The organism is Brachybacterium halotolerans subsp. kimchii (genome assembly GCF_020792675.1).
Lineage (GTDB): Bacteria > Actinomycetota > Actinomycetes > Actinomycetales > Dermabacteraceae > Brachybacterium > Brachybacterium halotolerans.
On the sequence record NZ_CP086254.1, the window covers coordinates 3302223 to 3314902 of the forward strand.

The 12680-nt window shown below is 69.5% G+C and carries 9 protein-coding genes and 2 pseudogenes; 9 read left to right on the plus strand and 2 right to left on the minus strand.

What is annotated here, in order from left to right:
* The first annotated feature begins 27 nt into the window (after window positions 1-27).
* From sfnG to Bra3105_RS14775, 5 genes are all read left to right on the plus strand, one after another.
* Window positions 28-1275 (plus strand): dimethylsulfone monooxygenase SfnG, encoded by a 1248-nt coding sequence (gene sfnG / locus Bra3105_RS14755; RefSeq protein ID WP_228357477.1) that lies wholly within the window; start codon window positions 28-30, stop codon window positions 1273-1275.
* Window positions 1272-2609, plus strand: a complete 1338-nt coding sequence (locus tag Bra3105_RS14760; protein WP_228357479.1) for an O-acetylhomoserine aminocarboxypropyltransferase/cysteine synthase family protein — start codon at window positions 1272-1274, stop codon at window positions 2607-2609. The genes sfnG and Bra3105_RS14760 overlap by 4 nt, the downstream gene beginning before the upstream one ends.
* The gene (locus Bra3105_RS14765) at window positions 2606-3127 is read left to right on the plus strand and encodes a CoA-binding protein (RefSeq protein WP_228357481.1); all 522 of its coding nucleotides are present in this window, start codon (window positions 2606-2608) and stop codon (window positions 3125-3127) included. The genes Bra3105_RS14760 and Bra3105_RS14765 overlap by 4 nt, the downstream gene beginning before the upstream one ends.
* A gap of 511 nt (window positions 3128-3638) precedes the next feature.
* The gene (locus Bra3105_RS18510) at window positions 3639-4934 is read left to right on the plus strand and encodes an HNH endonuclease signature motif containing protein (protein WP_267061811.1); all 1296 of its coding nucleotides are present in this window, start codon (window positions 3639-3641) and stop codon (window positions 4932-4934) included.
* A gap of 35 nt (window positions 4935-4969) precedes the next feature.
* Window positions 4970-6234, plus strand: a protein-coding gene (locus Bra3105_RS14775; RefSeq protein ID WP_407650884.1) for an IS3 family transposase whose coding sequence is annotated in 2 segments (ribosomal slippage) — window positions 4970-5312 and window positions 5312-6234 — 1266 coding nt in all. Because the reading frame shifts where the segments join, the coding sequence is not laid out codon by codon here.
* 36 nt (window positions 6235-6270) lie between these two features.
* Here the strand turns inward: Bra3105_RS14775 and Bra3105_RS14780 are convergent.
* A pseudogene (locus Bra3105_RS14780) lies at window positions 6271-7464 on the minus strand (IS256 family transposase); the annotation flags it as partial.
* A 218-nt stretch (window positions 7465-7682) separates the two neighbouring features.
* Window positions 7683-8947, minus strand: a protein-coding gene (locus Bra3105_RS14785; RefSeq protein WP_407650884.1) for an IS3 family transposase whose coding sequence is annotated in 2 segments (ribosomal slippage) — window positions 7683-8605 and window positions 8605-8947 — 1266 coding nt in all. Because the reading frame shifts where the segments join, the coding sequence is not laid out codon by codon here.
* A 65-nt stretch (window positions 8948-9012) separates the two neighbouring features.
* Here Bra3105_RS14785 and Bra3105_RS14790 point away from each other — a divergent pair.
* The 4 genes and pseudogenes from Bra3105_RS14790 to Bra3105_RS14805 all read left to right on the plus strand — a co-directional run.
* Window positions 9013-9174: pseudogene (locus tag Bra3105_RS14790) on the plus strand (IS256 family transposase); the annotation flags it as partial.
* A gap of 23 nt (window positions 9175-9197) precedes the next feature.
* Complete coding sequence (locus Bra3105_RS14795) at window positions 9198-9362, plus strand: hypothetical protein (RefSeq protein ID WP_228357485.1); 165 nt, start codon at window positions 9198-9200, stop codon at window positions 9360-9362.
* A 152-nt stretch (window positions 9363-9514) separates the two neighbouring features.
* Window positions 9515-11662: a serine/threonine-protein kinase gene (locus tag Bra3105_RS14800; protein ID WP_228357487.1), complete on the plus strand. Its 2148-nt coding sequence runs from the start codon at window positions 9515-9517 to the stop codon at window positions 11660-11662.
* Between the two features lie 160 nt (window positions 11663-11822).
* Window positions 11823-12596: a DsbA family protein gene (locus Bra3105_RS14805; RefSeq protein ID WP_228357492.1), complete on the plus strand. Its 774-nt coding sequence runs from the start codon at window positions 11823-11825 to the stop codon at window positions 12594-12596.
* Window positions 12597-12680: the final 84 nt, after the last annotated feature.

The window sequence follows — 12680 nt, forward strand, 5'->3', positions numbered from 1 at the left end:
CCGCACCGATCACCACAGGAGGTCACCATGACCACGACCGTCCCCGCGTCCACCTTCGAGACGCCGCTGAAGTTCGCCTACTGGGTGCCCAACGTCTCCGGCGGCCTCGTCGTCTCCACGATCGAGCAGCGCACCGACTGGCAGCTGCCCTACAACTCCGCCCTCGCGAAGACCGCCGAGGACTCGGGCTTCGAGTACGCCCTCACCCAGACCCGCTACGCGGCGAGCTACGGCGCCGCGCAGCAGCACGAGGCCTCCGCCTTCAGCCTCGCCCTGCTCGGCGCGACCGAGCGCCTGCGCGTCATCGCCGCCTTCCACCCCGGCATGTGGCACCCGGGCGTGCTCGCCAAGTGGCTCATCACCGCCGACCACCTCTCGGGCGGCCGCGCCGCCGTCAACATCGTCTCCGGCTGGCTGAAGGACGAGTTCACCGGCTTCGGCCTGCCCTGGCTCGACCACGACGAGCGCTACGTGCGCACCGAGGAGTTCATCAGCGCCCTGCGCGGCCTGCTCACCGAGGAGGGCTACTCGCAGGACGGGAAGTACTACTCGATCGACGACTTCACCCTCTCCCCGAAGCCCGTCGACGTGCCCGGCCGCCCCCACCCCGAGATCTTCTTCGGCGGCAACTCGACGGCCGCGCAGAAGGCCGCCGGCCACGTCGCCGACTGGTACTTCTCCAACGGTCGCGACCTCGAGGGCTACCAGGGCAACGTCGAGGGCGTGCTCGCCTCCGCGGCCGAGGTGGGCCGCAGCCCCCGCTTCGGCCTCAACGGCTTCGTGATCGCCCGCGACTCCCGGAAGGAGGCCGAGGAGACCCTCCGCGAGATCGTCGCCAAGGCCCACCGCCCGGCCGTCGAGGGCTTCGCCCAGTCCGTCAAGGAGGCCGGGCAGTCCACGGCCGACGGCAAGGGCATGTGGGCCGACTCCTCCTTCGAGGACCTCGTGCAGTACAACGACGGCTTCAAGACCCGCCTCATCGGCACCCCCGAGGAGATCGCCGAGCGCATCGTCTCCTACAAGGAGATCGGGGTGAACCTGCTGCTGACCTGCTACCTCCACTTCACCGAGGAGGTCGCCGCCTTCGGCCGCGACGTGATGCCGATCGTCCGCGAGCTCGAGAAGGACCTCGCCCGCAGGCACGGCACCGAGCTCGACGCCTCGCAGATCCCCGACGTCCCCGGCGTGAGCGCCGAGGCCGCCACCGCCGCGGCCGACGCGACCCTCCTGTCGGCCCCGTCGGCCCCCTCGACGGATGAGGAGCAGGCCGCGTGAGCGACGAGCGCACCTTCGGGTTCCGCACCCGCGCCCTGCACGCCGGCGGCACGCCGGACGCCGTGCACGGCGCTCGCGCGGTTCCGATCTACCAGAGCACCTCGTTCGTCTTCGACGACGCGACCGACGCCGCGACCCTGTTCGCCCTGCAGAAGTACGGCAACATCTACTCCCGCATCGGCAATCCCACGGTCGCGGCCTTCGAGGAGCGCGTCGCCTCGCTCGAGGGCGGCATCGGCGCGGTCGCCACCGCGTCCGGGATGAGCGCCGAGTTCATCACCTTCGCGGCGCTCGCCGGCGCGGGCGACCACATCGTCGCCTCCGCCCAGCTCTACGGCGGCACCGTCACCCAGCTCGACGTCACCCTGCGCCGCTTCGGCGTGGAGACCACATTCGTCGCCTCCTCCGACGCCGCGGACTACGCGGCGGCGATCCGGCCGGAGACCAGGGCCGTGTACGTCGAGATCATCGGCAACCCGTCCGGGGAGATCGCCGACCTCGAGGCACTCGCCGAGGTCGCCCACGCCGCGGACGTGCCGCTCGTGGTCGACGCGACGCTCGCGACCCCGTACCTCGTGCGGCCCCTCGAGCACGGCGCCGACATCGTCATCCACTCCGCCACGAAGTTCTTGGGCGGACACGGCACGACGCTGGGCGGCGTGGTCGTCGAGTCCGGCCGCTTCGAATGGGGCAACGGCAAGTTCCCCGCGATGACCGAGCCCGTCGCGAGCTACGGCGGCCTCAGCTGGTGGGGCAACTTCGGCGAGTACGGATTCCTCACCAAGCTGCGCTCCGAGCAGCTGCGCGACATCGGCCCCTCGCTCAGCGCGCAGTCCGCCTTCCAGCTGCTCCAGGGCGTCGAGACGCTCCCGCAGCGCATCGACGCCCACCTCGCGAACGCCCGTGCGGTCGCGACCTGGCTGGACGAGGACCCGCGCGTCGCGTACGTGACCTGGGCTGGGCTCCCGGATCACCCGCACCACGAGCGCGCGGAGAAGTACCTGCCGCTCGGTCCCGGCTCGGTCTTCGCCTTCGGCGTGAAGCCGACGGGCGACTTCGCGAGCGACGAGGAGCGCGCCGCCGCGGCCCGCGCCACCGGCGAGGCGGTGATCGGGAACCTGCAGCTCGCCTCGCACCTCGCGAACATCGGCGACGCCCGCACGCTCGTGATCCACCCGGCCTCGACCACCCACCAGCAGCTCAGCCCCGAGCAGCTGCTCGCGGGAGGCGTGGCACCGGACCTGATCCGGATCTCGGTCGGGCTCGAGGACCCCGAGGACATCCTCTGGGACCTCGACCAGGCCATCACGACGGCGACGGGGGTGGAGCGATGAGCGCGGAGAAGAACGGCGCGGAGCAGCAGGCGGGACGGACCTGGGCCGGACCCTCGGCCCCGCAGCGACTCGGGATCCTGCGGCGCACACGGTCGGTCGCGATCGTCGGCGCCTCGACGAACCCATCCCGGGCCAGCTACTTCGTGGCGATCTACCTGCTCTCGAGCTCGCCGTACGACGTGTATTTCGTGAACCCCCGTGCGACGGAGATCCTCGGGCAGCCGGCCTACGCCTCGCTCGCCGACCTCCCCGTGGTGCCCGACGTGGTCGACGTGTTCCGCCGCCACGACGACCTCCCCGACGTGGCCCGGGAGGCCGTCGAGGTGGGCGCGAAGACACTCTGGCTGCAGCTGGGCTCCTGGAACGAGGAGGCCGCCGCGATCGCCGAGCAGGCAGGGCTCGACGTGGTCATGGACCGCTGCCTGAAGATCGAGCACGCCCGCTTCCACGGCGGTCTGCACCTCGCCGGCTTCGACACAGGGGAGATCACCTCGAAGAAGCAGCGCCTCGCGCGGTAGGCGCGGGCGCGGCGCCGGAAGGCGCCCCGAAGCGCGGTGCCGGAAGGCGCGGTCCCGGAGGGCGCCCGCGTCGCGCCGGACGCAATGGACGACGGCCGGTTCCCCGGATGGGGGACCGGCCGTCGTCGTGCGTCGGGGGAGTGGTCGAAGGAGCCAGACGGTGCGGCGGCCCGCGGAACGGGCGCGTGGCATGGCGAACAGTTGGAGAGGCGAGGGCCCCGGGAGGCTCTGGCATGGGGGTGGGGCATTCGGGGTTTGGGGTGTGGGTGAGTGTGTTGTGTGGTGGGTAGGTTTGTGGGTAAGTGGGGGTTGTGGAGGAACGGATAAAGTTGTCCACAGATTCTTTGCGGCCTGTTGTGGTGTCCGTTTCGTCAGGTATTCTTGGGGGTATAGAACGTCAGGTCCGGTGGAGGGGAGGGGAATCGTGCTCGCGAATGGTGATGCGTTCAGTTGTGGCGATGATTCCCTCGCGCCCGGACGTGGAGATTGCGAATCGGATTCGTCTGACGCCGTGAATTCCTCGCCTGCTCAGGGTGTGTCGTCGGGGTCGGGTCGTCTTCCGCGGGTGGCGCGGGGTCCGCGTCCGCGTCGGCCGTTGTCGCGGGAGACTCTGGCCGAGCGGGCGTTCGCGGTGGAGGGCCCGGATCTCTCGGAGGAGTTGCAGGGGATTTGGGATCTTGCGGTCCGGGAGTCGCAGCTGGCGGCGGAGTTGATGCGGCGTCTGGCGCCGTTGTGGGTGGGACGGGACGCCGAGGGGGCGGGGGCGCATGAGGGGGATGTGGAGGATGCGCAGGCGGCGGTGGCGCTGCGCACCACCACGACGGTGTCTTATGGGCAGATCCGTGACGCCCACGAGGCGCTGACGCTGTTCCCTCTGTTGTTCGCGCGGGTGGAAGCGGGTGAGTTGCCGGTCGAGTGGTTGCGGCGGGTGATCCACCGGTCCCGGGACCTGCCGGAGGAGGACCGGCAGGGTTTGGATCGGGTGATGGGTGGCTGGGAGTTCGGGGTGACTCCGGAGACGTTCCGCAGCCTGCTGGGCGAGCTGATCACCTGGTTCACCTCACTCCTGGACCTCTCACCGGTGGAGCGCGCCCAGCGCCGTCGTCATATCGGTGTTCCGGTGGTGGGTGTGGATGGGACGGCGTCGTTGACGGTGACGGGTCCGGTCCCGGAGATCCTAGCGTTCGCCCAGTCCCTCGATGCCGCGGCGGAGACGCTGCAGGCCGCCCAGCGCCACGCCCTCGACGAAGGGCCCGATGGCGAGGTGCCGTTCGATGAGGACGGTGCCGTGCGCGGGTCGGGGAAGACGATGACCCGCGGGCGCCTGCGGTATGAGGCGCTACTGCGCGGGGAGGTGAACACGGACGGGCACGAGGTGCCCTCGGCCCGGTTCGCGATCCTGGTGACCATCCCGTTTTTGACCCTGCTCGGTCGGAGTGAGGCGCCGGCCCTGCTCGAGGGGAAGTATCCGATCCCCGCGGACATGGCGCGCGAGCTCGCGGGGGAGTGCCCGGAGTGGATGCGGATCCTGACCGATCCCGTCACGGGTGCGTTTTTGCCGTTGCCGCCGGAGCGGTATCGACCGAGTGCGCAGATGGTGACGCATGTGCGGTTGCGGGGTCCGGAGTGTGCTGTTCCGGGGTGTGGGCGGGCGAGTTGTCGTGGTGTGGAGGTGGATCATATTGAGGAATTCGATCATGACCATCCCGGGGAAGGTGGGGTGACGGAGATCGAGAATCTTCATGTGTTGTGCTGGTCGCATCATCAGGTGAAAACGGGGCCTGACCCTTGTTCGTGGACACGCTGATTCCAGCATTTGCTGGGGAAGCGAGATCATGAACTATGGCTAGGAAGCACTACTCCGAGGAGTTCCGCCAGCAGGCGGTTGACCTGTATGAGTCGACCCCGGGAGCGACGGTCCGCGGTATCGCGGAGGATCTCGGGATCGTCCGGGGCACGCTGCGGCAGTGGCTGGAGACCCACGGGTCCGGGAAGAAGACCGCGGCTGACGGCACGCTGACCGACAGTCCGTTGCGATCCGCGCCGATCGCTGCAACGCCGGATCCCGATGAGCCGCTCGAGCAGCGCGTGGCCCGGTTGGAAGCGGAGAACGCCCAGCTCAGAGCGGAGACGACAAAGCTCACCACGGAGCGGGAGATCCTCCAGAAGGCGGCTAAGTATTTCGCCGGGGAGACGCGCTGGTGAGTCGCTTCCAGTTCGTCGCCGAGAACTCCACCACCTACCCGGTGAAGCGACTGTGCGAGCTCGTCGAGATCGAGCGCTCCTCCTACTACGCCTGGCAGACAGGTGCCGCGGGAAGAGCCGCGAGAGCGGAGTCCGATGCTGGTCTGCTGGAGCGGATCCGCGTCATCCACGCCAAGGACGATGCTCAAGGCGTCCCGCGGATCACGGTCGAGCTCAACGACGCGGTCTCGCCCGAGGACCGGGTCAACCACAAGCGAGTCGCCCGCGTGATGCGCGAGGCCGGACTCAGTGGCTTCGTCAAGAAGCGCAAGCACCGCACGACGGTGCCGGAGCCAGCCGACCAGGTCGTCCCCGACCTGCTGGGTCGGGACTTCACCGCCGAGGCGCCGAACCAGCGCTACGTCGGAGACATCACCTACCTGCCGCTGTCCGAGGCTGGCGGGGGCGGGAACCTCTATCTCGCCACCGTGATCGACTGCTACAGCCGCCGCCTGGTGGGCTGGGCTCTGGCCGATCACATGCGCACCGACCTTGTCGCCGACGCGCTCAAGGCCGCCGCCGCGACCCGCGGATCATTGGCCGGGGCGATCTTCCACAGCGACCACGGGTCGGTCTATACCTCCAAGGCATACGCCGAGCTCTGCCAGCGGCTCGGCGTGGTCCAGTCGATGGGGGCTGTCGGTTCCAGCGCCGACAACGCGATGGCCGAATCGTTCAACGCGACCGCGAAGCGCGAGGTCCTCCGCGACGCCGCGTGCTTCACCGACGAGCTCACCGCCCACCGCAAGATGTTCCGGTGGCTGACCCGCTACAACACCAAGCGCCGCCATTCCTGGTGCCGCTACCTGTCCCCCAACGCCTACGAGAGCGCCTACACCGCTAAGCTAGCGCTCGCAGCGTAAACGACCCCCGCGTCCACGAACCGGGGGTAGGCCCCCCTCGATGTTGCAGATCGCCAGCCAGAGCAGCTTGACCGCGGCCTCGGTCGAGGGGAAGTGACCGCGGTTCTTGGTGACCTTGCGCAGCTGGAAGTTCAGCGACTCGATGCTGTTGGTGGTGTAGATGACTCGGCGCAGCATCGGAGGGAACGCGAGGAACGGGACGAACCGGTCCCACGCGTTGTTCCAGGTCATCACCGCGGACGGGTACTTCTGGCCCCACCCAGAGGCCGTGAAGTCGTCCAGGGCCTTGCGGGCAGCGTCCTCGCTCGGGGCGGTATAGATCGGCTTCAGCGCGGCGGCGACCTTCTTGCGGTCGGTGTAGCTGACGAACCGCATCGCGGCGCGGATCAGGTGGACCACGCAGGTCTGGACCATCGAGTCCGGCCAGGTCGCCTCGATCGCCTCGGGCAGGCCCTTGAGCCCGTCGCAGCAGACGATCAGCACGTCCTTCACGCCGCGATTGGCGAGGTCCGCGCACACGTGCGCCCAGAACGCGGAGCCCTCGGTGTCCTGGACCCAGATGCCCAGCACGTGCTTGACGCCCTCGAGGTCCACGCCCACGGCGAGATACGCGCAGCGGCCGATGACCTGGTGATCCTCGCGGACCTTGATCCGGATCGCATCGAGGTAGATCACCGGGTAGAACTCTTCCAGCGGCCGCTGCTGCCACTCGAGGACCTCCTCGGCGACCGCGTCCGTGATGTTCGAGATCGTCTCGTGGGAGAGGTCCGTGCCGATCGTGGAGGCCAGGTGGTGCTGGATCTCCCGGATCGTCATCCCGCCCGCATACAGGCTGATGATGATCTCGTCCAGGCCACCCAGGCGGCGCTGGCCCTTCGGGAGCAGGCGCGGGGCGAACGTGCCGATCCGGTCACGAGGAACGTCGAGATCGATCGCTCCGACCTCGGACTGGACCGTTTTCGGCGTGGTCCCGTTGCGGGAGTTGCCCGTCCCTCGCCCTTTCGCGTCGTGCTTGTCGTATCCCAGATGGTCGGTCAGCTCGGCCTGCAGGCCGCGTTCGAGAGCGGCTTTGACCAGCGCGGGAATGAACCCGCCGTCGCCGGTCAGCTCGATCTTTCCCGCGTCGATCTGCGCGAACAGGCCATCGAGCTCGCCAGCAGCCTGAAGCTGCTTGACGAGGTCCGCACCCGTGGGAGCATCGCCCTCGTTCTCATCGGTCATGGTCGTCATTGTCTCGGTCCCTTCAGTCAGGACTTACACAGACCATCTGACACGCCCCTTCAGTCAGGACTTACACAGACCATCTGACACGCCCGACTCCCGCCATGCCGGTCCCGCATTCCTCGTTCCACTCCCCCGCCAAAATCACTGCCGTCGTCGCGGAGTCTGACGGGGTCGATATCGCGGGCGGTTGGGGCCTACCCCCGGTTCGTGGACGCGGGGGTCGTTTACGCTGCGAGCGCTAGCTTAGCGGTGTAGGCGCTCTCGTAGGCGTTGGGGGACAGGTAGCGGCACCAGGAATGGCGGCGCTTGGTGTTGTAGCGGGTCAGCCACCGGAACATCTTGCGGTGGGCGGTGAGCTCGTCGGTGAAGCACGCGGCGTCGCGGAGGACCTCGCGCTTCGCGGTCGCGTTGAACGATTCGGCCATCGCGTTGTCGGCGCTGGAGCCGACAGCCCCCATCGACTGGACCACGCCGAGCCGCTGGCAGAGCTCGGCGTATGCCTTGGAGGTATAGACCGACCCGTGGTCGCTGTGGAAGATCGCCCCGGCCAATGATCCGCGGGTCGCGGCGGCGGCCTTGAGCGCGTCGGCGACAAGGTCGGTGCGCATGTGATCGGCCAGAGCCCAGCCCACCAGGCGGCGGCTGTAGCAGTCGATCACGGTGGCGAGATAGAGGTTCCCGCCCCCGCCAGCCTCGGACAGCGGCAGGTAGGTGATGTCTCCGACGTAGCGCTGGTTCGGCGCCTCGGCGGTGAAGTCCCGACCCAGCAGGTCGGGGACGACCTGGTCGGCTGGCTCCGGCACCGTCGTGCGGTGCTTGCGCTTCTTGACGAAGCCACTGAGTCCGGCCTCGCGCATCACGCGGGCGACTCGCTTGTGGTTGACCCGGTCCTCGGGCGAGACCGCGTCGTTGAGCTCGACCGTGATCCGCGGGACGCCTTGAGCATCGTCCTTGGCGTGGATGACGCGGATCCGCTCCAGCAGACCAGCATCGGACTCCGCTCTCGCGGCTCTTCCCGCGGCACCTGTCTGCCAGGCGTAGTAGGAGGAGCGCTCGATCTCGACGAGCTCGCACAGTCGCTTCACCGGGTAGGTGGTGGAGTTCTCGGCGACGAACTGGAAGCGACTCACCAGCGCGTCTCCCCGGCGAAATACTTAGCCGCCTTCTGGAGGATCTCCCGCTCCGTGGTGAGCTTTGTCGTCTCCGCTCTGAGCTGGGCGTTCTCCGCTTCCAACCGGGCCACGCGCTGCTCGAGCGGCTCATCGGGATCCGGCGTTGCAGCGATCGGCGCGGATCGCAACGGACTGTCGGTCAGCGTGCCGTCAGCCGCGGTCTTCTTCCCGGACCCGTGGGTCTCCAGCCACTGCCGCAGCGTGCCCCGGACGATCCCGAGATCCTCCGCGATACCGCGGACCGTCGCTCCCGGGGTCGACTCATACAGGTCAACCGCCTGCTGGCGGAACTCCTCGGAGTAGTGCTTCCTAGCCATAGTTCATGATCTCGCTTCCCCAGCAAATGCTGGAATCAGCGTGTCCACGAACAAGGGTCAGGCCCCAGGACAAACGCGCCCTCGACCGAGCACGGGAGAAGGGAAAGCCCGCCAGCGAGCGCAAGGCCTCCGGTCGCCTCGTCGAGGGCCAGGTCACCACGAACTGGAAACAAGCCCTCGCCCAACTCGCCGCCGCCTACCCCGACCGCATCAACCCCTACCTCTGAACACCACCACTTACACAGACAGATTGACAGGCTCCGGGAGTCCGTCGAGCCCCGTGGGCCCGGGCATCCCTGTGTCCCGCACCCTGGGTCGCACGCACTGGTCGCTGGGAGACGCGGCCGAACTGACCGTGCAGGACCAGGGTGACCTGATGACCCCGCTGATCGTCCGCGAGCTCGAGACCGCCTGACACCAACACCTCGCCACCACCGCACCCACGCCCGATCTCCCGGTCGATGCAGACCCGCCCCGACGGTCGGCCCCGACCCCGAGGGCGACCTGCGACCCGCCCTTCTGACGAGGTCGACGGGCTGGCAGGTCCGCATGACTAGCATGGCGACCATGTCGGACGAGCAGCACACCGCCCCTTACGCGCGGCGCGACCCTCGCCTGGTGACGCTGGAGGAGGACTCCGGATACCAGGTGCACGAACGCATCGGCGCAGGTGGCATGGGCATCGTCTACCGCGCGCACGATGCCGACGGCAACGAGGTCGCCATCAAGCTCCTGCGCCACGACATTGCCGATGACCCGCGCGCCCGCGAGCGCCTCGCCCGCGAGGTCAGTGCCCAGCGCCTGGTCCACAACGACAACATCGTGCGCATCCTCGATGCCGAGCTCGAGTCGCCCGACGCGTTCGTCGTCACCGAGTTCGTCCCCGGCCCGACCCTCGAGGACGCCGTGCGGAGCAACGGCGGTCTGCACCCCGAGCTCGTCCGCGAGCTGGGCATCGTCCTGTCCGAATCCCTCGACGACATCCACGCCGCCGGCGTTGTCCACCGGGATCTCAAGCCCTCCAACGTGCTGCTGCGCGGTGCCCGGACGGAGGACCTCCTCGGCTACGACCCCGACGGCTACGGCCTCGACCCCGTCATCATCGACTTCGGCATCGCCGTCGCCGCCGAGGAATCCCGCCTCACCTCGACGGGCCTGGTCATGGGCACCGCCGCGTACCTCGACCCCGAGGTCATGCGCAGCAACCGCACGGGCGAGTCCGGCGACTGGTGGGCCCTCGCCGCGATGCTCGCCTTCGCCGCCACCGGCCGCGAGCCCTATGGCAGCGGACGCGCCGACCTCGTGCTCCTGCGCGCCGAGCGCGGCGACATCGACGTCGACGGCGTCCCCGTCGAGCTCGCCCAGTGGTTCCGCGACGCCCTCCGCTCCGACCCCGCCGACCGCCCCAGCCCCCGCGAGTTGCGCGAACGCCTCGACGCCCTCGACCTCGACCGCTACGAGGACGCCGGTGCCACCGAGGCGATCACTGCCGGGGGAGCGACAGGTGCTGTGGCCGCGGGCACGTCGGCGCACGGCGCGGAGGACGACGTCGAGGGCGCATCCGGAGAACCGTCCGACGAACGGGCCGACGGAGCGGGAGAGCCGGCGACCGAGATGCTGTCCGCAGCCTCCCCGTCGGACCCCGATGCCACCGAGGCCTTCGCCGCCGGACCCGCCGGCTCCTCATCGGCCGGCGACCCGGACCGCACCGAGGCGCTCTCCGCGGCATCGACCCCGGCCGGAGCGGACCCCGCGACCGAGGTCATCCCCGTCGTCCAGAACCCCACCCGTGCATTCCCCGTCGTGCCCGAGGAAGAGCCGACGAGTCACGACTCGGCCCAGCCCACCGAGGCCATCCCGGCTGGAAGCGATGCAGGGTACGAGAGCGTCCGCGGGCCCGTGCGCCGCGAGCCGCCGACGGAGCGCATGGCACCCGTGGCCGATTCGCCGCCGCGTCCCGTTCCGCAGCAGCAGGTGCAGCAGCAGCCCTCGATGCAGCCCTGGGAACCGGCCGCCCAGCAGCCGCAGCACCCGCAGCAGGCCCAGCAGTTCCCCCCGCAGCAGATGCCGCAGCAGCCCGGCGACGCCCTCGCCGACCCGTACGGCGCGTGGCAGCAGCCGCCGCCCCCGCGGCGCCGCATCATCGTGTGGGTCGGGAACCTGATCCTCGTGGCCCTCGCCGCGATCGCGCCCTACGTCTCCCTCGCGCTCCTGCTGCTGTTCGGTGCGCTCGCCCGCACCTGGGAGCAGTCGCACCGCACCGTCCTCTCCCGGCGCTCGCGGGGATCGGCGAACGGGGCGGCGCGGACCGCCGCCGGATTCGCCGCGCCCTTCCGCTTCGTCCTCGGGATCGTCGTCACCGCCCTGCAGGCCGTGTTTCCACTGATCCTGGGGCTCCTCGTCGGTATGGCGGTCGACGCGGGGTTCGTGCTCCTGCGCGGGGTCCAGCCGCCCGACGCCGTCGCCTTCGCCGTCGCCATGGCGATCACGGTGCTGCTGGTCTGGGTCGGGATCGGTGCGCGCACCACCCGCGACGGCGCCCACCGCGTCGTCGAGGCCGCGACGCCGGACACCGTGTGGAGCCTCGTCGTGGGCGTGCTGCTCGTGCTTCTGCTCGGCGCGATCGTCTCCGTGGCCGTCGCCCGCGGAGGGTCCATCGACTACCTGCCCTTCTACAACCTGCCGACGCTGGATCGGATCGCCTTCTGGCGCTGAGCGCAGCGGCCGGCCGACGGGGCGACGGTGATCGCCGCCACGACCCTCCAGGCACGGTCAGGACCCGTCGGTAGACTGCGCGGCGCGTCCGGGATGAGACCCGGTGCACCCGACCGACACCCGTCGCCCGTGCGGCGGCGAGAAGGATCCGAGGAGGATCATGGCCGCATCGAACGCCCAGGATCGCCGCGAGGCCCAGCGCGAGGCGATCCGCCAGCAGCGCCAGGCGGAGCTCAAGCGTCAGCGCAACGTCCGCACCGCCGTGATCGCCGCGGTCGTCGTGGTCGTGCTCCTCATCGCCGGCGGCGTCGGCTACCTGGTCTGGAACGCGACCCGCCCCGAGGGCCCCGTCGCGACGCCTCAGGGGATCCCGGAGGGGCAGCCGTACTACTCGCTCGGCGCGCCCGAGGACTCGGGCAAGCCCGTCGTCGAGCTCCACGTGGACTTCATGTGCCCGATCTGCGGCCAGTTCGAGGAGACCAACGGCAAGGACCTGCGCACCATCATCGACAAGAAGGAGGCGACGGTGCACCTCTACACCCGTCGCTTCCTCGACGGGAACTCGACCACGGGTGACTACTCGACGCGCGCCGCGAATGCCGCGGCCTGCGTCTACAACGACGATCCCGACAACTTCATGGACTTCCAGACCGCGCTGTTCGACAACCAGCCCGCCGAGGGCAGCGCCGGCCTGAGCGACGACCAGCTCGCGGAGTACGCGAAGAAGGCCGGGGCGAGCGACTCGGTCTCCAGCTGCATCGACAAGAGCACGTACAAGTCGTGGGTGCGGAACGTGGTCGAGCCGGCGGCGAAGAAGGATGCCGACGGCGGCGGCACGCCGTACGTGAAGGTCGACGACACGGTCCTCGACTCCACCCAGTGGAGCCAGGAGGGCGTGTTCCTCAAGACTGTCGAGGACGCGGCCAAGGGCTGACCGCCCTCGGGCCTCCTCGATCGCGCTCGACGCCTGCGGTCCGGTACCCTTTCGGGGTGCCGGACCGCAGTCGTCCGCGCACCC

Bases quoted from the DNA above. Each gene is read 5' to 3' on its own strand.
- Bra3105_RS14805 (WP_228357492.1), top strand. From the start codon at position 11,823: ATGGCCGCATCGAACGCCCAGGATCGCCGCGAGGCCCAGCGCGAGGCG.
- Bra3105_RS14765 (WP_228357481.1), top strand. From the start codon at position 2,606: ATGAGCGCGGAGAAGAACGGCGCGGAGCAGCAGGCGGGACGGACCTGG.
- Bra3105_RS14800 (WP_228357487.1), top strand. From the start codon at position 9,515: ATGTCGGACGAGCAGCACACCGCCCCTTACGCGCGGCGCGACCCTCGC.
- sfnG (WP_228357477.1), top strand. From the start codon at position 28: ATGACCACGACCGTCCCCGCGTCCACCTTCGAGACGCCGCTGAAGTTC.